Here is a 24,745-nt window from a genome sequence, read left to right as displayed (position 1 = left end):
ACTTCTTAAAAAGTAATTTTAATGCAAAAGAATTGGTTAGTAAGAACAAATCAAACCATCACTTTCATTCCTATGCTGATTGCCCTTTTTATAGGAATCGTTGGATATGAATGGTTACGTACTGAGCTTGTAGGGAGCTGGGTACTTTTGATTGCTTTTATTTTACTGGGTCGATTTTTGAATTTAATTCAAGCAATGATTCTGAGTATTTTTATTTTTATAGTCTTCTTTATTTATATTTTGTTTGATATCCAAGTCAATACAATCGACACCAATACCAAATTATTGCAGCTTTTCGTTTTCCCTGTAGCACCTATGCTATTGAGTATTTATTATGAAATGATGTCGACCAATCGGCAGACCAATGACTTACTTGATACGTACCGTAAAAATTTAACATATAAAACACTTCCTATTAGTACCTATCAATATACGCATGATCAAGTTCAGCACATGTTGAATCGAGGTCTTATTCCTCAATACAATGAAATTCATATAGAAATTACCAACCATAATTTATTAAGAGATATGTTGCAGGTGGATGAGTTAAAACACCTACAGCAGAAAATTATCAATGTGCTAGAAAATAATTTTGAAACCCCACATTTTTCTTTTACGGATACGCGACTTTCAACTCTCCATGTGATTATGATTGCCGATCAGGACTCCGTGATATCTAAGCAGTTGATTGACAGAATCAAGCAGATTGAACTAATCAAAACGAAAATCACCCATCATTCGCATCTCAAAGGGCAAACTTCTTTTTCAGAGGAAATCCTATGAGTAGCATGATTTTCGCCTGCGGATTATTGATTTCAGTCCATACGCAGCCCGATCCAATCCTTTCTTCTTATTATCAGCAGTATTACCACTGCCGTTTGGAAAAGGCCTCTACAACTCAGCAAAAAGGAATCTCTGATTACAGTCAAATTCCTGAACATTTTTCAACAACTAAAAAATTATGGCCTGTTTTTACAGTTGATCAACTTGACTCTGAAAGCTATAAAAAAATGAAGAGCCAAGGGATTAAATCTGGCCTACTTATTCCTCAAAATTTTATGAGACCTGCCATTTATTTTAAGGTCAAACAGGAGGTTTCTGAAGGAGCAATCCCACTACTCGATCTGAGTAGTGTTGAACCGCAGCACTTCCCTGGTCTAGCAACTTTGGCAACCAGTGCAGGCTTACGCCCTATGGGGGCCTATATTCAAGAAGGCTGGAACCCAAACTTGAAGGTCTTACCAAGTGGCTTATATGTTGTTCAAGCGAACCCCGGTCGACTCCCTTTACCTGCACGGCGTATCCAATCAGGCCAACAGCTCTTTTATACGGCTTACACTCACTCACCTTTTAATGGCACTGGAATTGTTTTAAATCCGCAGGTCAGCCTTGCAGAAAGTGATATTGAATATCCTGACTTGGGAATTTCTTGGAATTTTTTAAATTTGCATTTTAATAGCCAACAAGACCGGATTCACACCAATCTGATTGGTTATGTATTACTTTCAGCTGGTTTAGTGATTTTACCTTTTCATCTTGTGCTCTCTACTCATTACCCAGGGTTACTAAGCTTTTGGGGTACATCTACCTCTTGGGTATCTGTATTTATAATCATTATTTTAATGCTCATTCTTCTCTCTACTATGCTATGGAGGAGGTTTAAAAAATCATGAGTACTATCGATATTCTTTTTATTATCGGATTTATTGGGATCTGGATTCCTCAAGCTTTTTGGGCTTGGCTTAGCTTTTCTGCTTGGCGCTACTCTATTCGAGCTAGCAAAGAACTGGCCAACCTCCCAGTACCTCCACGCTGGCCCATGCTCAGTGTATTGATTCCTGCTTATAATGAGGGGCTGGTGATTGAGGATACCTTACGTGCATTAGCCGCACAGGACTACCCTGCTGAAAGCTATGAGGTACTCCTGATTAATGATGCATCCAAAGATGATACACAGGAAATTGCGGATCGCATAGCTGCCGAGTTTCCTGTCATTCGTGTAGTTAATGTCCCTAAAGGCCAAGGTGGTAAAGGAAAATCTAGAACCTTAAATAACGGCCTCAAGTATGCCCAAGGCGAGCTGATTGCCGTTTATGATGCAGATAGTACACCTGAACCCGATTGTGTACGTTTGATTGCGCAAACCTTATTGGCAGATTCCAGCCTCGTCGCTGTCAATGGAAAGGTACGTACACGTAACTGGAAAGACAGTGCTCTCAGTACATTTATTGCAATTGAATTTATTTATTTTCAATGGATTTTTCAGGGCGGACGTTGGCTGCGTTTTCGTCTATCCACATTAATGGGCACCAATTATGTCATCTGGCGAGACGCATTGGATATTTTGGGTGGCTTTGATGAAAAATCTCTAGTTGATGATACAGAAATGAGTTATCGGATTTTTTTAGGTCATAAACGAATTAAATGGGTACCTTATGCCGTGGGCTGGCAGCAAGATCCTGGTGACCTAGGTATTTTCATCAAACAACGCTCTAGATGGACTCAAGGTAACTTCTATGTAACACGCAAATATTTAAGAACAGCTATTCGACACCCTTTTCCAATTGGAATGGAAATCGGAAATAATATTATGTGCTACATCATGTTTGTTCCAGCCCTGTTCTTAAGTCACTTAACCATGATCATTGGCTTGCTGGGTATTGATGGTACTACTATTCCAGGCCCATTCACCCTACTGTTCATTCTGGCCTTTATCCTTTATTTAATACAAATTTGGTTCACACTTAGCCTTGAAAAAGAAGTACCGAAAAGATTTTATTTCTACGCCTTTATTGCCTATTTCACTTATTCACAAGTCTTTCTGTTGATTGTTTTCAAAGCCGCTTGGGATATGCTGAAAGGAAAAATTAAAGGTGAAGGAATTACTTGGTACAAGACAGAACGGAAGAAGGAAAAAAAATGACCTTGCAGATAAAAACAGCTCCTTTTACATTAATGTCATCGCTCCTATTTCTTGCATGTAGCGCACATGTCCATGCAGATACATGGAAGCTAGATGATTTCATCTCACAGAACATTGAGCAAAGTACGCCTTATTTCTTTTATGTGGCTAAAGGGGAAAGCTGGCAAAACGTCCTGTTCAATAGTCAGTTTAATGTACAGGGCAATAGTACAGTTATTGTACGTTATGACAACCAGCTCATCCATCAGCAGAACTTAAGTGGTAAAGGCACATTAAGTTTCAACCTTCAACCATCCCAAAGCGGCTTCCACCGACTCGATATTAGTATTTTACAAAAGCCCTCTACTGAAGCACAAAGCACTGAAAATATGTGCTTAGAATCTAGTAATCTCTATACGGCACTCACACAGGCAAGTCTGAGCTATCAACCACAGCGTGAAGCCCTACAGCTCAATCAGCTACCAGATGCATTGTTTAATAGCCAGCTCAACCGCGCAGAACCTATACAGGCATTACTGCGCTTTGATACTACGAATTTCATGGAAGCTAGCATGATCGGCCGACTTACCACGGCTTGGAACTTTGCTACACCCATACAATGGAAACTAGCTGAAAATACAGAAGCCGAACCCGATTTTATTATCAGCATTCAGCGTTCAACCAAGACATTACCGAATGCACAAATTAGTCTGAGTCAAACAAGCCAAACACCCTCTTTAAATATTGAATATGAGACAGAACCACAGTTGCTGATGGCTATCAATGCTCTGCTCAACCGCCAATATCTAGAACAGCTCAATACCCCAACAGCATCATTAAATGGCCCCGTTGCAAGACCTACATGGGCCAGTTTACGTAAATTCGAGAGCCTAGCTGATTTAGGTATTTCGGATTTTAAGCTCGATAATTCCCCTAAAAACCTTTCACTGGTCTTTCCAGCTGTTTGGGAAGCAACTGATATTTTAAATGGGCAACTTAGTTTTCGTTCTCAAAGTGGACTATTACAGGGATCTACTTTACAAGTCTGGTTAAATGATGGTTTGGCGGGGAGCACCAGCCTAGCTAAGCTAGATTCAAGCCCAGTGGAACGTCAGTTTGACTTTATAAGTGCCGACTATCCATATACCACTAGCTTTAACATGATGGTCAGCAATACTCAATTAAATAACAATTACTGCCTCCCAAATGCAGGCAATGCTTTATGGATAGATACTAAAAAATCAAAGTTGAATCTACCGCATCAGATGAAGAAGGGTGTGATCACGCTTTCTAGCACGTTTAGCAGTACACCTGAAATTGCTGTCAATACTCCAGCCGCGACCCCAATCGCTATTAGCTTGGCGCAAGTTGCCAAGAAAATGTTGTTGAGTAATGCCCCCATCGGTTTAAATATCACACCACTCAGTTTAAATGCACCGAAAGCCATTAATATCCAGCTTGATGCCCAACTTTATCAATCCGAATTGCAAAAATATGGCCAAACTCTCTATTTACCAACCACAAAAAATGGTGGCCTGATTACAGTCAAAAATGGAAACTTTTGGATCTATAGTGATAATAACTTGGGAGCAGAAAATTTTGCACGATTCTGGCCCGAAATTCAGCAGAAAATACCCAACAATACCACGGCATTATTTATTTCTGCACAAGGGCAAATCACTGTTTTGAATCAAAATATGGTTGAAAAAGCCAAACCGCCGATTATTGAGCAGATTTCTTTACAGACTATTGCTATTATCTTAGGTGTTCTGATTGTTTTAATTATCAGCCTACTCATCTGGCGCAGAAACCGTAAAGCGCAGAAGTCTAAAGAAGAATAAAGATGAAAAAATACCTCCTTTTAGGTTTGTTTGTGCTCCTAGCTATTCCTACTTTGGCTCTGACTAGCTCGTTATTATTCATGACTCGAGCAGATGCACAATCTATTCCTCCTAAAATTGAAGGTATATTCTGGCAAGTCGATCAAATCAGTCATCCATCTGGAAACTGGCATCTCTTGGGTATCGATACATTGGTGACCCAATGGAGTATTGTTGATGGGCGTTCCTTTTTTAAAGAAATTCCCACACAACAATGGGAGCATCAACCTAAATGGAGCTCAATTTCTGAACAGCCTTGGGCAGAAAAGGTTATTTTAGGTTTAGCTGGAAATTATCAGGAACCAATAGCTCGTGAAAATATAGACCACCTTTTTTTACAATCCCAGCAAATAATCCATACTAAGCTGCCTATACAACCTGCTGGTTATTATTTTCCAGTAGAAGCAGATCCAAGCTGGCATGGGGTTGCCAATCTAGCACATCATATTTCCGCGCTTAAACACCCAGTCTGGATTAGTATTTATAGTGCTGATCGTAAATCACCATTTTTACATTATTGGTTAGAAAGCTGGCTACCAGACAATGCTCAGGTTTTCTTTCAAGATGGTGTAGGAGTAGGAACGCGCAGTCCTGAAGAGGCTGCTCTCATTTATAAAAATCTTAAGAATGAGTTTGGTGAAAACCGCGTAGTGATTATTTTAGAGGCTTTTCGACCTAACCCCGATGGGAGTTTTCGTGCAGCTTATCCTTGGGAAATTGCTAAGCAACTGAAAGCTTATGCTGGACAACGAATATATATTTTTGATGGACCTCATTATTTAGATAAAGCCAGTGTGTTCTGGCTTTATCTATGGATGAAGATCAATTACTAATTTATTCAGCTACTTTTAAGTCTTGTACTATTTGCTCAAGGATACGTTCTGAAGCGTGCCCATCACCAAAAAGATTTTCTACTTCCGCATGCTGTTGGTAATAGGCAGGGTCATCCATCAATTGAGAAAACGCTTTGATAATTTTGGCTTTATCTGTACCTACCAGTATCCCACAGCCAGCTTCAACCACTTCAGGCCGCTCAGTTACGTCCCGCAGAATAAGTACCGGCTTCTGATAAGTTGGACTTTCTTCTTGGATTCCACCCGAATCTGTCATAATAAAATGAGCCGCCTGCAATATTGCGAGTAAGTCCGGATAGTCCAAAGGTTTTAATAAATGGACTTGGGGATGCTTCGAAAACTCTTTATAGGCAATGTCATAAACCTGAGGATTAAGATGCACAGGCCAAGCGAAATGTAACTCGGGATAACGCTGGCATAATTCATGAATCACAGCACAGATATTCTGAATCCCCTCACCAAAGTTCTCGCGTCGATGCGCTGTCAACAAAACCAATTGATGCTGCCCGCTCAAATTCAGCCCCAATCTTTCTAATCTTTGTTGGGACTGCTGCGAAGAAGACTCTATCAACTCACGTGCATAATGAATCGCATCAACGACCGTATTTCCTGTAATAAAAATGTGTTGTTTGGAAATATTCTCTTGGTATAAATTTTCTGCAGAAAGTTGAGTTGGTGCAAAATGCCAGCGCGCCAAACGTGAAACCAACTGCCGGTTCCCTTCTTCTGGAAAAGGATGCATCAAATCAAAAGAACGTAATCCCGCTTCGACATGTGCCAAATGAATATTCAGATTAAAAGCCACCAGAGCACCAGCGAGTACGGTTGTCGTATCGCCTTGAACCACAATCACATCACACTTCAGCATTTCACTATAGACCTGATCGAGCTCGCTCAGCGCCTTACTTAATAAAATATTTAAACTTTTTCCAGGTTGCATAATTTGCAAATGATGATCAATTTCAATCTGAAAAAACTCAATTGCATCTTGCACCAACTCCAAATGCTGGCCTGTGAATACAACATTTACCTCAAAACGTGAATCTTGCCTAGCTTTTAAAATTACGGGAGCCAACTTAATTAGCTCAGGGCGTGTACCAAAAATAAAAGAAAGATAAATCAGCATCGTTAAAAGCTCCAGTAATAGGTCAGTTCAACTCGTGTATTATCAAAAGTTCTTTTCCCTGACACAGGTGCCCCATTGATATATTTGCCATACATCTGCTCGACACGTAATTTGATAGGAAAATTTTCAGGTTGCCATGCAATTCCTGGCCCAAGCTCGGCCAAATTGTTATAAAACTCGTTATTAGAGTCGTTAATAGTGTGTAATTTTAAATAAGCCTGCACATTACCGAAATGATCACGATTCATATTCCAACCTGTGCGTAAGCGCAAATCACCAATTACGTTATAATCTTCACGGGAATAGCTCGCAGCATTACCATATAGTTCAGCAAAATATTGATTTTGATTCTGCTTTGGTGTGTGCGTGGTTTCCGTATTGTGCCAATACCATTCCTGATAACCCGCTAGACCAAAGTTAATGCTTTCTCTGAATTTATCCCGATTTAAATCAATCAGGTCATAACTTCCCCCTACTTCCAAATATAAATAAATTGGCCATTCCCAAGGACGATAATTCGCCCCAACACCTAAAATAGCGGCATTCTGATCAATAATTTCAGGACGGGCTCCACCTGTTGAACGTGTATCACGGTTGACATTAGCAAAACCATAAACCTGTCCACGGTTTTCTTCCCCCCAATATCGCCCATACCGTAGTTTTAGAGGTAAAATAGCGGTGTCGTAACGACCTTCAAAAGAAGGCGAAAAGTAAATATCTGAGAAACTTGTTTTAGGTGAACTTCTTTCAGTTCCACTCAAATTTTTTACTGCTTGTTGAGCTTTCTCAGCAGTTTCTGGATTTGAAGAGTGTTGTAATCTTTTAAATATCTCTAAAGCTTCTGGGTCACGTTGAGCAGTATTTAACAAATAAGCTTTTTGTAGTAATAATTCTTCATCTTCTGGATTAAGCGTTAGAGCACGATCTATGTAAGTTAAAGCTTGGGAATTATTTTTTTTTCGTAGTTCTAAATATGCCCATGTTTTCCAAACTTTCGAATCTTGAGGAGTTTTCAAGCTTAATTTTTGTAAAATTTCATTCGCTTTTTCTAAGTCATTATTTTCTATTTGATAATATTCACTCCATAAGGCATATGCTTCAGGCGTAACTTCTACTTGAGCGTGTACAAAGGAACTCACAACTAACACACAAGCACTTGAAACTATATGTAAATTTTTCATTCTAAATAGTAAAATTAGCGGTCTCTAGAACAATATATCAGCAATTTTCTTTTAAGTTTGAGATAGTTAATATTGGTTACCAAACTACATATATTCTTTATAAAAAACAACTTCAAAAAGCATAAAATTTCAATTAAAACAACAACCATTATTCACATATTATCTTTAAATTATACAAAAAATTAAAAACCATCCACCATTATTAAATAAAAAATATTTCATTCTATTTTAAATTATATTAACCCTGCATGACATATAAATTAGAAATTCACGTATACTTTTATCTATCCCCCCTAACTATTAAATTAAAATTAATTTTAAATAAATCCAGCAGATTACATACTTTAATTTAGCTTTGTTGCACAAAGATTTAAAAGTTAAAAACCGCATTGAGTAAACGCAGACAACGTGTGGCCGTTTCGAGTGTTCCTTTGGCCACAATTTCTTTTACTTTGGATGAAACCTGAAAACGTGTGATTTCATCTAAAGGTAGCTCTAAAAAATCTTCAGTGATGTAGTCCAAACGGTATTTAACCGTGCTGATATATTTCTCACTTGTCCACTGCGGACTCATTAATTCAAACCATTCATCACACACTTGTTTCAAATGATGGGAGACCTTTGATTTACCTGAAACCTCGGCTTTAAAGTCCCGTGCAATTTTTCTTATTTCTTTACAGCCTACTTCGGGATATTCACCCAGTTGTTTCCTGGTCTGCTTTCCTTCAATTCGATATGAAAGCACCCATTTCTTTTTCCCAGTAGGAAATACCTCAATAGAAAGCCCTTCCCCATCTGCCATTGAATATCGCTTTTCTTTTGGTTTAAGACTTTTAACTTGGATGTCTGTAAGCATTCTTGTTGTTACACGCGTGTCACTACTGTATCACAAGTATATTTGATAGAAAGCAATTATCAATGACTTACAATAACGGACGCTGATAAACAACAGGCAGAAAAAAAGCCCTGATTTATTTCTAAACCAAGGCTTTTATTAACTTTTTTGATTAAACCTGATCATTAGCGATCATCTTTAATCGGGAATTTTGGGGTGGCGTCAATTGAACTCAAAACCCAAGCAACTGTTTTTATGTAATTTATAACAAAAAATATATTTCATTGACCCAATTTTGACCCAACTTAGATTTAGTGCATTGAATCGCTTTAATATCTTGTTCAAATCCAAATTCAGGATTTGAAATGGTATGCAGCATTATAGCAGAACACTATATTTGAAAATAATTACAATGTTATATCATTTCAATTATTTTCTTATAGTACAAATAATCCCTTAACCTCATTATAACTCAATTTTTAATTTGTATTTTTGCTTAGGACTCTTAGGCTTATCAGGAAGAGTGCGTTCAACCACACCTGCTTTTAATGCTGGAGTTAAATAATTTTTTTGGAATGTTGCTCGGTGGGACAAGTCTAATAGAGCCATCAGCTGAGTTAGGCTATATTCCTTCTGCTCCATATTCTGGATGAGACGTTTAACTTGATCGCTAACTTGTACGCTAGCTTGAGCGGTATCTTGATCGCTGGCATCAGAACTGAGTATTGCATCTAGAATCATCTGCAAAATAAACTCAATAAAAGGTGCAGAATCTGAACGATCTGTGCTCGCTTGCAATGCATAGTAATAAGCTTTTTGGTTTTGATAAATCAAGCTTTCTACAGGGATATTGAGAAAAATTGGATTCCACTGGCTTAAGATTAAAGTTTGCCATAAACGCCCCATACGCCCATTGCCATCAGCAAATGGATGTATAAACTCAAACTCATAATGAAATACTGAACTCTGAATTAATGGGTGCTCATTGCCTTCAGCCAACCACTGCAATAATTCTCCCATTAAACGGTGGACTTGATTTGCAGGCGGAGCCATATGCACGACTTGATCCCCTGACATCACACCAACACCACCATGACGATACTGTCCAACCTCATCAATCAATCCTGTCAATCAATATTTGATGTGCTTTAAGCAAATGCGATTCTTGATCAGGATTCCAATCTTGAATTTCTTCATATGCCTTTAGGGCGTTACGTACCTCTTGAACTTCTTTAGGTGGAGCGATAATGGTCTTGCCATTCAGGATCGCTGTGATTTGCTCTGTACTCAAGGTATTCCCTTCAATCGCTAAAGACCCTTGAATCGTTCGAATACGATTGGCTTTTCGCAATTTAAGACTATCTTGAATTTGGGTTAATGCAGTCAAACGCCCTATTGATTCACTAATTTGTGCAATCAAGTGAATAATTTTAGAGGTGATTGTATAAGGCGGTTGATATTTCATGCCATTCCTAAATAACATAAAGGTTCTAGTTAATTAAACTCTAAAATATCAATTTCTCAAAACTTAAAACATAAGTCATTCATATATATTTTTTTACTGACCAAAAGAGCAATCAATTCTAGTCGTAAATACTGAGAGGTTATCCATTTGTTTGCAATTATTGATAGTCTTAAGAATAAACTTGATCAAAGCAGGTCTTTGTCAGACTTTACTTCAAGAAACATTGAAAATGATCTTTTTCTTCGCTGGATCTTTCACTCAAATGCTATCTCAGGAAATAGACTCAGCCTATTAGAAACCAAAGTCGTATTAGAAGGTATTACTGTCGGCGGTAAAAAATTAAAAGATCACTTCGAAGTAATTAATCATAGAAATGCAATCTACTACGTTGAAAAAATTATTCGTAAGGAAGAATCGTTTTCAGAGTGCCAGATAAGAAATATACACCAACTTATTCTAAGAAATATCGATGATGAAAATGCAGGTCAATATCGCCAACAAAATGTCTTAATCTCCTGTACTACAACTATGCCACCTGATTACACTCTGTTAAATGACAAAATGGCTCATTTAGTTGATTGGTATAATAGTGCCGCCCATACATTTCATCCCATTGAACGTGCAGTCAAAGTACTTGCTGATTTCGTTGGTATTCATCCCTTTATTGATGGTAATGGCCGTACATCACGTCTACTAATGAACTTGGAACTAATGAAAGCTGGTTATCCACCATGCGTGATTACTGTAGAGAATCGTTTAGCTTATTATAAAGCTTTAGATCAATGGATGGCTTATGACAAAACTAAAGCTTTTATCCAGTTGATTTCTGAAGCGGTGATCGAAGGATTTAAACCATATCAGATAATTTTAGGAATTTAGAGTTACTCCAATTTACATGTTTCTTTATTTGTACTGCTGCTAAGGACATTTTAGTTTATTAGAGCCTTGTTGCCTAAAGCTGTTCTCAAAAAATTGTTCAGCAATATAATTTCAGAATGAAGAAGCCTACACATAGAACCTATCATACAAAGAATTGACCTTACCACAACCCTACCTTTATTAACTTATTCAATAAATTCAATAAATTCAATAAATTCAATTAACTATACAAAAACCCAACTTATCTTAAATATTGATGGTTTAGGCAAGCCTCAGCTTTTGAGTGTTTTTGCAACAAAGCAGAACGCTAATAAAATATTCTAAATAACATTTCACATAAAATTCACTATCAGATGCATACTCTTTAATTGGAAGTAAAACGCTGAAATTTATAACTGCAAAAAATTCGGCCGATGCTTTTAAGATAGATTAAGTAAATTGTATCAAATATAAATTTATATAGGTGTATTCTTCCGTGGCTATAGAATTTGTTTCCAAATCAAAGTTACCTACTGCATTTGGCGATTTTGAAATTATAGCATTTCAAGATCAAAGTACTGGTGAAGAACATATCGCTCTTGCTAAAGGGATGAATGCCGCTCCCAATCAACCTGTACTTGTCAGAATACATTCAGAATGCTTAACAGGTGATGCTTTTGGATCACTCAAATGTGATTGTGGTCCACAATTACACTCAACCATGAAAATGATTAATGATGCAGGTCAAGGAGTCATTTTATACTTACGCCAAGAAGGCCGTGGCATAGGACTAACCAATAAAATTCGTGCCTACGCACTTCAAGACCAAGGACATGATACTCTTGATGCCAATTTATTATTAAACCTGCCAGCAGATGCTCGCAGGTATGATATGTGTACAATAATGCTTGATTATTTACAAATAAAAGACGTCAAGTTAATTACCAATAATCCATTTAAAATCAAATCTTTGAATGATTTAGGGATTAACGTAGTTGAACGTATTCCTTTGAAAGTAGGCTTAAATAGCTTTAATAAGAGTTATCTCGAAACAAAGCAAAAACGCATGTCACATCTATATGATAATAGTGATTTTTAAAAAGCGATCACTTTTAGAAAAAACTCCACATCCAAAGTTCGATCTCCCTTTCGGGAGAAGGTTTTATCACATATGGTTATTATTAAATTAACTTAAAAAAATCGTGATTAAAGAAGCAGGATCTTATTTATTTTCTCTCAGGATTTTCGAAAAAGCTGTGACTTTTTCTAAAGTCGCATTCATTCCCTTATTAAAAAAAGTATCGACAAGCGCTGAGCCAATGATAATAAGATCTACTTTATTGGCTAGTGCTTTAACGTGGTTTTCATTTTTGATCCCAAAGCCAATTGCAACAGGAATATTAAAAATAGGTTTAATTTCAGCAATCTTTTTCTCAAGATTAAGCAGATTGAAGTCTCCTCCTGTTAAACCATTTTCTGCAACATGATATAAAAAACCTGTCGCACGCGCTGAAATTTGCTCTAACCTTTCAATTGGGGTAGTCGGCGCTGTCATTGCAATTAAATGCATATTTTTTTCATTTAATTGCACTTCAAAGTTTTCTCGATATCCATAGGGAGCATCTAAAATCAATATTCCATCTATAAGATTTTCTGTTTCGGCGATAAGTGTCTCAAAACCATATTGCATAATCGGATTTAAATAAGTCATGAAAATTATTGGTGTTTTTTCATCATGTAGCCTGATTGCTTTTACCAACTCAATGGTTTGTTTTACCGTTTGACCTGCACTTAATGCCCTAAGATGTGCTGCCTGAATGATCTCACCATCTGCCACTGGATCTGAAAAAGGAATGCCAACTTCGATAATGTCAGCTCCAGCTTGACCCAATTGGCTTAACAGACGGTAACTTTCTGCGAAATTAGGATCTCCAGCAGTAAAATAACAAACCAGACCGCTTCGATTTTCCAGTTTTAATTGCTCTAATTTTTGATCTAGACGGTTCATGCTGTAGCTCCTGCAAGATATTTTTTTACCGTGTTTAAGTCTTTGTCACCTCTGCCACTTAAATTGACAATAATGATCTGTTCTGGCTGCATTTCTTGAGCAAGTTGAATCGCATATGCAATCGCATGAGAACTCTCAAGAGCAGGAATAATGCCCTCCTGTTGGCTTAAAAGCTGAAATGCATTTACAGCGTCTTGATCGGTTATAGCCGTATATGTCACACGTCCTGTTTCAAACAGAAGGCCATGTTCAGGGCCGACACCAGGATAATCTAAGCCAGCTGATATAGAGTGGCCCTCTAAAATCTGTCCATCTAAATCTTGTAATAAATAGGTTAAATTACCATGCAGCACACCGACTTGACCTTTGCAAATAGAGGCCGCATGTTCACCGCTATTTGTTCCTTTTCCACCTGCCTCAACGCCAAACATTTTGACATTCAGGTCTTCTAGAAAAGGATGCATCAACCCTAATGCATTTGATCCACCACCAACGCAAGCAACCAAAGCATCAGGCAGTTTATTTTCTTTGAGGAGTATTTGGTTTCTGGCTTCTAGACCAATAATTTTTTGAAATTCTCTGACCATGATGGGATATGGATGAGGACCTGCACCAGTACCCAACAGATAATAGGTTGTATCAACATGACTAATCCAGTCACGTAATGCTTCGTTCATCGCATCTTTTAAGGTCCTACGACCTTTTTGAACACTTCTGACTTCAGCACCGAGTAATTTCATGCGTTCAACATTCACTTGTTGGCGCTGAATGTCTGTTTCTCCCATAAAAATGGTACATTTCATCTTAAACAGTGCACAAACAGTTGCTGTTGCAACACCATGTTGTCCAGCACCAGTTTCTGCAATGATTCTAGTTTTCCCCATAAATTTGGCTAATAAGATTTGCCCAACACAATTATTGATTTTATGCGCACCAGTATGGTTCAAATCTTCTCGCTTGAGATATATTCGAGCACCTCCCGCATACGCTGTTAGGTTTTTTGCATAAAAAAGAGGACTAGGACGACCAACAAAGTCCGTTAAAATCTGCTGATATTCAGCCCAAAATTCAGGTTTGTGCCGAACAGTATTAAAGGCTTGCTCTAATTCTCGAAGTGCTGGCATTAAGCTCTCTGGCATGTAACATCCGCCAAACTTACCAAAAAATCCCAAGTCATCAGGACCATTACCTGTATAAGGGGTTGTCATCTCATATCTCTTTTACTATCAAAATTTGTTTGATCTTAAAATATTTTCATTTTTCTGATAATTGATATATTTTGAGCTGATGATGTTAGAAAATTTTACAACATGAAACGCAGAACATTACCTCCCCTTAATGCTTTAAAAGCATTTGAAGCCGTCGCCAGAAATAAAAGTTTCAGCTTAGCTGCGGAAGAATTGTGTGTCACCCATAGTGCGATTAGCCATCAAATAAAACAGCTAGAAGAATGGTTAGATAAAAAATTGTTTATTCGACATTCCTCGACCATCTCTCTGACGGCGGACGCAGAAGAATTATCGCTCGTTTGTACGCAGCTTTTTAATCGTTTAGAACAATGCGTCTTTGAGTTAACAAATAAAACGTCAGAGGTAGAGGTGGTAATAGGTGCTTCTCATAGTTTTATGGCAAATTGGCTGATTCCTCGATTAGAAAAGCTCGAAGTCATTTATCCCAATATCCATATCAAATTAATGACATGTAATGACTTAAAATTGTTAGAAAAAGAGAAAGTTGACATATTTATCAATAGCATCAGTGAGAATCATATACTTTCCAACTTTTTGAATAAATATCTTTTATTTCCCGATAACATGGGGCCTATTTGTAATCGGGAAATAAATCCTCTCCATACAAAACATGATCTTTTAGATTATCCATTACTTCATACCCACTCAAATAAAAGTGCATGGCATACATGGTTTGATCAGTCCAAAATTAACTTTTCCCCAAAAGCGAATGATCGTTATTTTGATCGTCTCAATTTGATGATAGAAGCTGCTGTGTCTGGGTTAGGAATTGCGATAGCGCCTCAAATTTTAGTAGAAAAAGAAATATTAAATGGAAGGGTCATTGCCCCTTTTGGTTTTATCTATTGTGACTATAATTTTTATGCAATGGTCAGAAAAAATAACGAAAATCGTGATGTCATGAATATCATTCATTGGCTAATGACTGAAGAAAAAAGAGAAAGTGAAATTTAATCCTTAATCATCAAAATTCTATTCAATGTACTGTCTTTAGTATCTATCTTCACATTCTGTTCACTTTAGCCTCTCTAAAGTGGGAGGATAAACTGTGAAGATGGACAGTGAATATGAATCAAGTCAAAACGTTAATGGCAATTGCCTTATCCTTACCAGTGCTTTTCCTGTCAGGATGTAAAAGTGTTCCTCGTTATTCCTCTGATTATGCAAATGCCAGAGCGAGTATTCAAGGAATACCCTTAGATGATGCAAAAGCACTAGAAATCGGCACCCGCTTCACTTCGGCATTTAATACGTTGGGCACACCTAAATTCGTTGAAAATGCTGGAGCACTGTATGCAGATCAGCTTTTTATTAACGACACTCTGTCGCAATTTTCATCGCGTAAAAAACTGCTTGAACATTTTCAAGGTATGAACCAGCGGGTGAGTAATGTCACTGTCAGCCTATTAAATACTTCATATCATCAAGACTCTGCCTATGTGCATTGGCATATGGTTTATGATTTTAAAATGTTCGGGAAGACACGAACAATGGATTCATTTGGAATCAGTGAAATAAAGGTCAACCCAAACCATCAGATTATTTTCCAACAAGATTTCTGGGATCCGGCCAATGGTCTGTATCGTTCTTTGCCATATGTAGGAGGAACCTATTCATGGGTACTGCCTTTCAAAAAGTAGCCATAACCACTGTACTGATGCTCGGGAGTTTCGGTTCGTGGGCGCATGCACAGAGCTTAAATAAATGTGGTAATGGCCCACTCATGGTGGGACAAAAACAGGTCGGTGTGGCCAGTTACTTTGCGCAAAACTGTAATCAGCCTTGGCAAGGCCAAAACATACAGATGGATTTTACCTATACGCAGAATATTCCAGAATGGGCATTCAAACGTGCGGCCACACATCTACTCCAACGTAATATCAAAGATCAAAAAATTCATGCTGTTTTCAATCCAATCACCGATTTGTATCGTCCAGTGAAGTCAGGAGATCTATACCAACTGAAGTATATCCATGCCACACACACATTAAGCCTATACTTAAACCAGAAAATGCAGGGACAACTCCAAAACCCGCAGGCCCAGCAATATTTTAATATATGGCTAGGTCCTCAGCCATTTAGTGCTAAATTAAAACAGCAATTAATAAAGTAGTCTCTACAGTTATGTCTAAACATTTTATTTTGATGGTTGAAGATCATTATGAACTGGCATCTACCTTATGCGAGTTTCTAGAAGAGCATGGTTTTGTGGTCGATCATGCTCGAAACTTAAATGCTGCGCGCCAATTGCTAAAACAGCAACGCTATCATATTTTACTTTTAGATATTAACTTGCCTGATGGTTCGGGTTATGAACTATGTGAATGGCTACGAAATAAAGAAGGTATGGACCTCCCTGTGCTGATGCTCACCGCACGCGATACGCTGAATGACAAACTCAAAGGTTTCAATTCAGGCACGGATGATTATCTAGTCAAACCATTTGACTTTAATGAGCTGGTGGTTCGAGTCAAAGCTCTGATCAAGCGTTCACAGGGTGAAGTCTCCTCTAGCCGTCTTCAAATTCATGATCTTATTCTGGACCCTGCAACACAGCAACTGACTCGTGGAGGACAAACCATTGAACTGCCCCCCATTCAATTCAAACTGCTCAAACTACTGATGCGTCATTCGCCTAAAGTTCTGACTAAACAAGAAATTATGATAGAGCTTTGGGGGGATCAAGAGCCTGAAAGCGATGCCCTGCGTAGTCATATTTATAATTTGCGTAAAATGGTCGATAAGCCTTTTGAGCAAAAACTAATTCACACCATATCTGGTGTAGGGTTAAAGATCACTTTAGAAGCTTAAGCTCTAGAAGCCCAGCCTTAATTTAAATACACGACGACAATCAGTCCAGTCGTCATCGCCAGATCAACATCCTGATGGGTATTGAGATAATACTGCCGATCAAACAATTCCACTCGCCAGCCAAGCTGCTTGCACAACTTCTGTACCAATTGCAGTCCAATGCCATGACCTTTGATCTCTAATTGCAATTGCTGCCCCGACAGTTCTTGTACCTTTGAGTTATTCGGTAAAGGAATGCCGACACCATTATCTGCAATCAATACTGTATTTTTTTGCAAAATGACATCAATTTCTGTGCCTTGTGAATAATTCAGTGCATTCCGCAAAATATTGCCAAATACCATTTTGGTCATCGACGGGTAAAGTTTACGTGGCTGTTCGTTTAGATCTTTTTGAAAATTTATCCGCATGCCTTTGTTATGGCTAACACTATCCAGATCCTGAACTACATTTTCCAGACATTCAGAAAGCATAGTCGATTCAGCGGTTAAAGTATTGGTGGTATTGCGGGCGATAGCCAGTAGTGTGTCAACTAATAGTTGCATGTCTTCAATGGTGTTGTTCAAGCGAGTAAATGATTTATTGTCCCCATAGCGTGCCTGACACAACTGCACATTGCCTTTTAAGATGGTAAGTGGTGTGCGAAGCTCATGACTGACATCACCAGTAAATTCACGTTCACGCTGAATAAACTCGCTTAATACCTGATGATATTTTTCTAGCGCTTGCTTCAGATATTCCGCTTCCAGATTTGAATCAGTCCGGATGTCATGAAACGGTGAAGCCTGATTTTTATAATCTTCCCAATCAATATGTTCCAGTGCGTTGGCAAGCCTGGTAATGGGAGAAAAATAGCGTCGGGCACGACGGTTCCACCACCATAACATACTATAAAGTACAAACAAGCTGACCATCAGTGGTGCCAGACCAAACAGCCAGACCAGTTTATTGACATTGCTTTCACCAAAGACTAACAGGACATGCTGCCCATCTTTTTCGCCATAAACGGTCATGCGTTCCTTACCATCGACAAAATGCCGATTCACCCCTTGCTCAAGTGACATATTCTTAAATTGGGAGGGAGACACAGTATTCCAGCGGTAACCATACAGGTTTTTGGTATCGGGCAATTCTGCGGCAGGATTACGTTCTAATCGCTGCCAGTAGTGTGACATTTCCTGTTCTAGCGCCGTTCTGAGCAAAGAACCTTTAATCACCCAGGCACTGAAGCCAATCCCAATCACCACAGACAAGGCAATGAATCCGATTTGCAGCCAGTAGTAGCGGTTAAACACCTCACCCAGAGGATGATCACGTTTGTCCCTAAATAGCTTTAACATTGATGCATTCCCCGCTGGCCAATCCCACTGTTCAATTATACGGCTTTCTTCTTTAACAGAAAGTGGCCAATGACCCACTCGCGTCCATGGTCATAACCAAATAGCTCGGCACAGGCCATAAAGAAAATCCGCCAGCGCTGCCACCAGATTGCGGCATCCGCGCCATAAGTTTTTTCAAATAAGGGCTTTAGCTCGGCCTGTTTACCATCCATATTTTCTAGCCAAGCATTTGCGGTACGTTCATACTGCGTGCCCGCCCATTGCCAGTGCTGTTCTAGCTGTAAATGCTGCTGAAAATGTAGGAAAGTTGAGGCTGCTGGCATCAAACCACCACTAAAGAAATATTGCGACATCCAGTCAAACTCATTTTTGACTTCAAACGGATAATGCAAGAAACGATGACAGAAAATATGACACCACAATAAGCCATCTGGTTTGAGCCAAATACTAATATTTTCAAACAGTTTTTGATAGTTGCGTACATGCTCAAACATCTCCACCGATACCACACGGTCAAATGACGCAGGTTCAAGTTGCAACACATTGACATCACAAGTGATCACATTAAGGTTATCCAGTTTTTTTAAACGGGCTTGTTCCTGAATATACTCGCGCTGCGTTGAAGAATTTGACACGACTGTAATACGGGCCGTTGGATAATGCTCGGCCATATATAGACTTAAAGAACCCCAACCGCAGCCAATTTCCAAAATATCCTGCCCGTCTTTCAGTTGTGCTCGCTGGCAATAGCATGCAAGGGCAGCTTCTTCGGCTTGGTCTAGCGTCATATCGGCATGTTCAAATAGACTCGCGCTATATTTCAAACGCTTACCGAGTACTGCCTGAAAAAATGCGGTCGGCAGTTCATAATGCTGCTCATTGGCTTTGTCTGTCTCAATGGCAATTTCGCTGCTTTTCAGCATGGTCAGCACATCCATATAGCGCTGCGCTGCCAATGGGGGATTAAACCGACCTTCTTGTGCCAAACGTTTTTTGCTCAAGATTTTAATACCAGCACGAATCACTGGGTCTGGCACCTTGCCATTTTCGATCAGTTCTAAAGATTTTTGAATCATAAAGTCCATGTATTTACCTACTCTTTGGGTGGCCACGGAATAAACATTGAAGTTCGTCGTTGATAGTCTTTATAGTTGTCACCACGGTGGGTGAGGGCCTGTTTTTCACTAAATGGAATACCCGTAAGGTAGTACAGGAATAGCCACATCAGCAGCGGATAAATCCATAATTCATAGCATCCTGCTGCCAGACCGAGCACTGGATAGGCAAACCAATGCAGCCATTCAAAAAAATAATTCGGATGGCGTGAGTATTTCCACAAGCCCTGATCCATGGTTTTACCTTGATTCTGTGCATCTAGCTTAAAACGGTAAAGTTGCTGATCGGCAGTGCTTTCGCCTATCAAAGCAGATAGCATGATCATGCCCGCCACAATCACAGTGACCAAAGTCCAGTCATTCCATTGCTGGGTCGAGATACTTAACAACTTCAGCATTGGGTACGAAAACAGTAGAGCCAAACCTGCCTGAAATATAAAAAACACCAGGAAACCAAGATGCTGATAATCCCCCATCGCTCGGCGCATGTTGGCATAACGCGTGTCTTCTTGGGTTTCATTGGAATAGCGCCGTAACAGATGCCAAGTCAGCCGTGAAAACCAGATCCCACTCGCCAGTCCCAGAAATAACCGAACCAACATCGGTGCACTGTCAATCGCCCAAGCGGCAATAATCACATTAAGGGCAATACTGAAACTCCAAGCGACATCGACCAGCCCCGCTCTGCGGTTATAGGTCACTAACACCCAGCTACAGAGCATGATGAAGACATTGAGCAAAAATAAATCTAGCAGCATTTAGCTCTCCTGTTTTATTTCTGCTTAGTAAGCACTGGCTTCAAACAGCAAATGAACATCACTGATCACACCTTCCCTAAAACCACCTTCGCAATAACACAGATAAAAATCCCACATACGTATAAAACGCTCATCAAAATCAAGTTGCAGCACTTGATCACGCTGCTCCAGAAAACGCTGGCGCCAACACTTGAGGGTTTGTGCATAGCTTTGACCAATATCTTCCAGATGTTTGAGACGAAGTTTTTGCTCAGAAGCCGTTTGCGTCATCACACTGATACATGGAATAAAACTACCGGGGAAAATATAACGCTTAATGTAATCTACCGTATTTAAAGCTTTAACATAGCGTGCATCTTCAATCGTAATCGCCTGTATCAAGGCTAGACCATTCGGCTTGAGGAGCTCGCGGCATTTTCGGAAATAAGTTGGTAAATACTGCTCACCGACTGCTTCAATCATTTCAATGGACACCAATTTGTCGTATTTACCCTCGAGTAAACGGTAGTCCTGAAGCTGTACAGACACCCGATGAGACAGTCCCGCTTCAGCAACGCGAGCGAGTGCTTCATCATACTGAGCCCTGGAAATGGTAATAGTGGTGACCTTACAGCCATAATGCTGAGCCGCATAAATGGCAAAGCCTCCCCAGCCACTACCAATTTCGACCAAATGGTCCATCGGTTTCAATTGAAGTTTCTGGCAGATCAATTCTTTTTTATAATCTGAAGCTTGTTCCAAACTCATACAAGGGTCTTTAAAGACAGCACTGGAATACATCATGCTGGAATCTAAGAACAATTTAAAAAACTCATTGCTCAAGTCATAATGCTCAGCAATATTCTGACGACTACCATCAATCGAATTCTTGCGGGATTTATACCAAGCCTTGAGTACCAACTGGCTGGCTTTTGCCACCACATTTTGATTCATTCGATCAAGCACATCACGATTACGCGCTAGAATACGAATTACATTGACCAGATCTTCACTGCTCCAGTAACCACGAATAAAGCCTTCTGCTGCCCCCAGTACACCATTACGGAACAGCAAATCGATAAGGCGTTGGTCGTGAACTTGAATTACTGCATGCAAGTCACTGTAATTTTCCCCGACCAGACCATTCCAGATACCTTTAAATATTAGCTGACCATGACGCAATTTCAGCATATGGCGTAGGACTATCGGCAGTTCGGTATGCTCTCCCATTAACAGTGTTTTCATAGTCATGTCTTTCCTTTTTCTTTTTTAGGATGCCGATAAAACGGAATTTTCTTTTTCCATAAGCGCAAAGCATGTAGATAAATCCCGCTCACCATCCTAAAGGGCTCAAGAACTTTTAATACAGCATATCGATGTTGCTGTGAAGGAAGTGTGATGGCTTGCAGCTTAAATTTCATCGTGGCATCAAATTGCAATATTTCTTGTTCAAACAGCTGCATGTGAATCACATTTTGCTGTTCTGAAAAGCTAAAATGCCAACGATAATCCAGTGACATCGGCATGAATGGTGACACATGAAAGGCCTTTTTAAAGTCAAACTGGTGGCTCTGGTAAGGCGTATGTTTAGTTACATTGTGCCGACAATCGTGAATGTACACCTGACGTTCATTCCACGGTGTATTGGTGATTTCACTCAGTATAAAAATCAGTTGATCGGTCGTATCAAAGATCAAATAAAACACCACAGAATTAAAACGAAAACCCAGTGTGCGTGGTAAAGCCAGTACACGAATAGATGCAGCATGTGGTAAATGATAGTTTTCGTGCTTGATCAGTAACCGTGCAACTTTCTGCCGAATCGATCCATATTCCATGTTTAGAAAGTCACGTTCATCCAAGGTCAATAAATTCCAGCGACTAGAAGACCAGAACCAAGATTTTTGGGTAAAATTTGCCAGTTGATCCGGATCAAAGCATAAATAGCTAAGCTTCACCTCAAAAGCATGCGATTTGGGCAAATAGCGACGATGGCGAATTTCGGTAGAAGCGATAGCCAGTGGATACATTTGCATTCTGTACTCCTAAGCCGCTTGCTCAGTGTGTTGTAGCAACTGATTTACAACCCATGAAGCACTACGCGCTCCATCTTCATGAAAGCCCCAGCCCCAGTAGGCACCACAGTATGACGTCCGGTTCTGACCATTAACCTCAGCCCAACGTTGTTGTGCCTCAATCGCGGCAGCATCAAATACTGGATGACGGTAATATCGTTCTACCCATATTTTTTTCGGATCGAGGTTAAAGTTAGGATTGAGTGTGGCAAAGATTTGGGTTTTACAATTCAGGTTTTGCAACTGGTTCATCCAGTAACTGAAACCATAATGCATGCCACTATGCTGGAATGGAGTTGATTCGGTTACACGACTAGGTGTCACATGTACATGCCAGCTGGCCCATTGGCGTCTGGATTTGGGCATGATATGAGTATCGGAATGCACCACCATATGGTTATCCTGATAACGAAACTTGCCAAGTACTTCCCGCTCTTGCGCTGACGGGTCTGTAAGTAAATTCAAGCTATCATCAGCATGGCTGGCAAAAATGACCCAGTCAAAACGTTCACGGCCCTGTCCAGTTTCAATCACTACATCATTTGCACTACGGGATACATGAAGCACACCTGTCTTGCGGAAAGTCATATTCGATTGGGCCTGAATGGCACGAACATAACGAGCTGATCCACCCTTGACCGTAAGCCATGAAGGTCGCTCTTTCAGCTGCAACATACGATGGTGCTGAAAAAAGCTCACCACAAATTTATACGGAATCTGTCCAGCTTGCTCTACTGGACAGGACCATAGCGCCCCGCACATCGGATAGAGATGTTCCTGACGAAAGGCTTCGGAATAGTCATGTCGATTGAGATATGCATCAATACTGAGCTGAGCATCGACCTGTTCAACATCAATATCTTTATTCGCCGCATAGAAACGGAACAGATCCGACAACATCACGCGAAAATCAGCGTTAAAGAAGTTTTGCGGTCGGAACAACAGCGAGAATTTTTTTGAAGGGTTGTACTGCAAGCCAGTGACCTGATTGTTCACCGAAAAGCCCATGTCACTGCTTTGCGATTGAATCCCGAGTTCTTTGAGCATTGCACAGAACAGTGGATAGTTATGCTCATTAAATACAATAAAGCCACTGTCCACCGCGACCTGTTCGCCATCTATATTCAACTGATGGGTATCGGTATGGCCGCCAAAGTAGTTATTCTTTTCAAAGACGGTAACGTCATGCACCTTACCTAATTTCCAAGCCGCATACAAACCGGAAATACCTGAACCAATAATCGCAATTTTCATGGTGATTCCTTCGAATGAATAGTAGGAGCGCCTGTTTTGGCTACTTTTCTCTGTTTTCGAGCTTGTGCAATTTTACTGACGTCATAGACCCGCGCTGGAATTGGCTTTAAACCCCAGACTATCCCGAGCCAAGACATAATTTTTAGGAGGTAATAGGTCACATCAATCTGCCACCAGTAAAAGCCCTGTCGGGTACTGCCTGCATAATAATGGTGATTGTTGTGCCAGCCTTCGCCCAAAGTAATGATAGACAAGAATAAATTGTTGCGGCTTTGATCATCAGTGTCAAAATCACGGCTACCGTAATGATGCGCCAGTGAATTGATACATAAGGTCGCATGGATCAGCAACACGGTGGACACCACAAATCCCCAGACTAGTAATTGCAAGCCGGAAGTCCCCAGTTGCGGCCAAGCTATTGCCAGCCATTCTCCTAGCACATAAATCCCACCCGCGGTCAACAGCACCACAATTAGACTAAACCGATCTAGCCAGATTAATTCCGGATATTTCAGCCAGTCTTTGATGACTTCTTTACGCGTGGCAAAGTTATATTCATTCAGAAACCAACCCACATGGCTATACCAAAAACCGTGAGTAGATGAATGCGGGTCTTGTGAAGAATCTGTATAGCGGTGGTGATAACGATGATGGGCTGCCCACCATAAGGGGCCACGCTGTGCACTCATGGTGCCTAGTAATACAAATAGGAACTGCACTGGACGCGAGGTCTGAAAGGTTTTATGCGATAAATAGCGATGAAAAAAAGCCGTAATGGAAAACATACGAATCAGGTAGAACAGCAGCATAAAGCCCACTGCAAACCACGACACTCCCACCCAGAACACTGCTAGACAAGCCAGATGCAACAGAATAAAGGGTAAAATCCGCTGCCACTGAATCTTGCTGTTTTCAGCCGTCAGTGTTTCGGGCGCTGTGGGTGTGGACCAGCTGTCTATCCATCGCATCAGAGTTTTCAACATGGACTCATCCTACTTTCGAGCGATTGTATTTATTCTATTTGATGAGTGTAATCAGTCAGGTATGAATTTTA

At 39.9% G+C, this 24,745-nt stretch carries 22 protein-coding genes and 2 pseudogenes; 11 read left to right on the top strand and 13 right to left on the bottom strand.

The features are described from left to right. Positions 1–21: 21 nt before the first annotated feature. Genes PTT44_RS11855 through PTT44_RS11835 form a run of 5 tightly spaced genes read left to right on the top strand, consistent with a single transcriptional unit; the run spans position 22 to position 5,615 of the window. Positions 22–783: a hypothetical protein gene (locus tag PTT44_RS11855; protein ID WP_168158487.1), complete on the top strand. Its 762-nt coding sequence runs from the start codon at positions 22–24 to the stop codon at positions 781–783. Then, on the top strand, positions 780–1,673 hold the full coding sequence (locus PTT44_RS11850) for a hypothetical protein (RefSeq protein ID WP_168158488.1): 894 nt from the start codon (positions 780–782) through the stop codon (positions 1,671–1,673). Before PTT44_RS11855 ends, PTT44_RS11850 begins: the two co-directional genes overlap by 4 nt. Continuing rightward, positions 1,670–2,923 (top strand): glycosyltransferase family 2 protein, encoded by a 1,254-nt coding sequence (locus PTT44_RS11845; protein WP_168158489.1) that lies wholly within the window; start codon positions 1,670–1,672, stop codon positions 2,921–2,923. Before PTT44_RS11850 ends, PTT44_RS11845 begins: the two co-directional genes overlap by 4 nt. Beyond that, the gene (locus PTT44_RS11840) at positions 2,920–4,743 is read left to right on the top strand and encodes a hypothetical protein (protein ID WP_168158490.1); all 1,824 of its coding nucleotides are present in this window, start codon (positions 2,920–2,922) and stop codon (positions 4,741–4,743) included. The genes PTT44_RS11845 and PTT44_RS11840 overlap by 4 nt, the downstream gene beginning before the upstream one ends. 2 nt (positions 4,744–4,745) lie before the next feature. Next, complete coding sequence (locus PTT44_RS11835) at positions 4,746–5,615, top strand: hypothetical protein (RefSeq protein ID WP_168158491.1); 870 nt, start codon at positions 4,746–4,748, stop codon at positions 5,613–5,615. Between the two features lies 1 nt (position 5,616). Here PTT44_RS11835 and wecB read toward each other — a convergent pair whose 3' ends face one another. The 4 genes and pseudogenes from wecB to PTT44_RS11815 form a co-directional block, all read right to left on the bottom strand. Then, positions 5,617–6,762, bottom strand: coding sequence for a non-hydrolyzing UDP-N-acetylglucosamine 2-epimerase (gene wecB / locus PTT44_RS11830; RefSeq protein ID WP_168158492.1), 1,146 nt, complete (start codon positions 6,760–6,762; stop codon positions 5,617–5,619). Positions 6,763–6,764: 2 nt separating this feature from the next. Then, the gene (locus tag PTT44_RS11825; protein WP_171527510.1) at positions 6,765–7,943 is read right to left on the bottom strand and encodes a tetratricopeptide repeat protein; all 1,179 of its coding nucleotides are present in this window, start codon (positions 7,941–7,943) and stop codon (positions 6,765–6,767) included. A 373-nt stretch (positions 7,944–8,316) separates the two neighbouring features. Further along, positions 8,317–8,799, bottom strand: a pseudogene (locus PTT44_RS11820) (tyrosine-type recombinase/integrase); the annotation flags it as partial. A 444-nt stretch (positions 8,800–9,243) separates the two neighbouring features. After that, positions 9,244–10,243: pseudogene (locus tag PTT44_RS11815) on the bottom strand (Fic family protein). 147 nt (positions 10,244–10,390) lie between these two features. Here PTT44_RS11815 and PTT44_RS11810 point away from each other — a divergent pair. Together PTT44_RS11810 and ribA are read left to right on the top strand one after the other, a co-directional pair. Beyond that, positions 10,391–11,122 carry a Fic family protein gene (locus PTT44_RS11810; RefSeq protein ID WP_168158493.1) on the top strand — a complete coding sequence of 244 codons (732 nt, stop codon included), beginning with the start codon at positions 10,391–10,393 and terminating at the stop codon, positions 11,120–11,122. A 475-nt stretch (positions 11,123–11,597) separates the two neighbouring features. After that, complete coding sequence (gene ribA, locus PTT44_RS11805) at positions 11,598–12,200, top strand: GTP cyclohydrolase II (protein WP_168158494.1); 603 nt, start codon at positions 11,598–11,600, stop codon at positions 12,198–12,200. Positions 12,201–12,323: 123 nt separating this feature from the next. On the opposite strand, the gene trpA is transcribed toward ribA, so the two are convergent. Both trpA and trpB read right to left on the bottom strand, forming a co-directional pair. Then, positions 12,324–13,109 carry a tryptophan synthase subunit alpha gene (gene trpA / locus PTT44_RS11800; RefSeq protein WP_168158495.1) on the bottom strand — a complete coding sequence of 262 codons (786 nt, stop codon included), beginning with the start codon at positions 13,107–13,109 and terminating at the stop codon, positions 12,324–12,326. Continuing rightward, positions 13,106–14,317 (bottom strand): tryptophan synthase subunit beta, encoded by a 1,212-nt coding sequence (gene trpB / locus PTT44_RS11795; RefSeq protein WP_004981558.1) that lies wholly within the window; start codon positions 14,315–14,317, stop codon positions 13,106–13,108. The genes trpA and trpB overlap by 4 nt, the downstream gene beginning before the upstream one ends. A gap of 102 nt (positions 14,318–14,419) precedes the next feature. On the opposite strand from trpB, the gene PTT44_RS11790 reads away from it, so the two are divergent. The 4 genes from PTT44_RS11790 to PTT44_RS11775 all read left to right on the top strand — a co-directional run bounded on the left by PTT44_RS11790 (position 14,420) and on the right by PTT44_RS11775 (position 17,170). After that, positions 14,420–15,313: a LysR family transcriptional regulator gene (locus PTT44_RS11790; protein WP_168158496.1), complete on the top strand. Its 894-nt coding sequence runs from the start codon at positions 14,420–14,422 to the stop codon at positions 15,311–15,313. A 113-nt stretch (positions 15,314–15,426) separates the two neighbouring features. Next, a complete protein-coding gene (locus tag PTT44_RS11785; RefSeq protein ID WP_004981561.1) occupies positions 15,427–15,999 on the top strand; it encodes a nuclear transport factor 2 family protein in 573 nt (190 codons plus the stop codon). Next, positions 15,975–16,472, top strand: a complete 498-nt coding sequence (locus PTT44_RS11780; RefSeq protein ID WP_168158497.1) for a chalcone isomerase family protein — start codon at positions 15,975–15,977, stop codon at positions 16,470–16,472. Before PTT44_RS11785 ends, PTT44_RS11780 begins: the two co-directional genes overlap by 25 nt. 11 nt (positions 16,473–16,483) lie before the next feature. Beyond that, complete coding sequence (locus PTT44_RS11775; protein WP_004981566.1) at positions 16,484–17,170, top strand: response regulator transcription factor; 687 nt, start codon at positions 16,484–16,486, stop codon at positions 17,168–17,170. Between the two features lie 17 nt (positions 17,171–17,187). Here PTT44_RS11775 and PTT44_RS11770 read toward each other — a convergent pair whose 3' ends face one another. The 7 genes from PTT44_RS11770 to PTT44_RS11740 are packed head-to-tail and all read right to left on the bottom strand — an operon-like array spanning position 17,188 to position 24,674. After that, a complete protein-coding gene (locus tag PTT44_RS11770) occupies positions 17,188–18,510 on the bottom strand; it encodes a sensor histidine kinase (RefSeq protein WP_168158581.1) in 1,323 nt (440 codons plus the stop codon). Between the two features lie 35 nt (positions 18,511–18,545). Next, entirely contained in the window at positions 18,546–19,595 is a 1,050-nt protein-coding gene (locus PTT44_RS11765; protein WP_168158498.1) for an SAM-dependent methyltransferase, read from the bottom strand. An 8-nt stretch (positions 19,596–19,603) separates the two neighbouring features. After that, positions 19,604–20,383, bottom strand: coding sequence for a DUF1295 domain-containing protein (locus PTT44_RS11760; RefSeq protein ID WP_168158499.1), 780 nt, complete (start codon positions 20,381–20,383; stop codon positions 19,604–19,606). 24 nt (positions 20,384–20,407) lie between these two features. Beyond that, positions 20,408–21,613, bottom strand: a complete 1,206-nt coding sequence (locus tag PTT44_RS11755; protein ID WP_168158500.1) for an SAM-dependent methyltransferase — start codon at positions 21,611–21,613, stop codon at positions 20,408–20,410. Then, the gene (locus PTT44_RS11750; protein ID WP_004981574.1) at positions 21,610–22,398 is read right to left on the bottom strand and encodes a DUF1365 domain-containing protein; all 789 of its coding nucleotides are present in this window, start codon (positions 22,396–22,398) and stop codon (positions 21,610–21,612) included. Before PTT44_RS11750 ends, PTT44_RS11755 begins: the two co-directional genes overlap by 4 nt. A 9-nt stretch (positions 22,399–22,407) precedes the next feature. Next, positions 22,408–23,691 carry an NAD(P)/FAD-dependent oxidoreductase gene (locus tag PTT44_RS11745; protein WP_168158502.1) on the bottom strand — a complete coding sequence of 428 codons (1,284 nt, stop codon included), beginning with the start codon at positions 23,689–23,691 and terminating at the stop codon, positions 22,408–22,410. After that, on the bottom strand, positions 23,688–24,674 hold the full coding sequence (locus PTT44_RS11740; protein WP_168158503.1) for an acyl-CoA desaturase: 987 nt from the start codon (positions 24,672–24,674) through the stop codon (positions 23,688–23,690). The genes PTT44_RS11745 and PTT44_RS11740 overlap by 4 nt, the downstream gene beginning before the upstream one ends. Positions 24,675–24,745 lie beyond the last annotated feature (71 nt).

Source organism: Acinetobacter sp. Gutcm_16 (genome assembly GCF_028649355.1).
Lineage (GTDB): Bacteria > Pseudomonadota > Gammaproteobacteria > Pseudomonadales > Moraxellaceae > Acinetobacter > Acinetobacter johnsonii.
The sequence above is the reverse complement of the archived record's forward strand: the minus strand, read 5'-3'. Positions and strand labels throughout refer to the sequence as shown.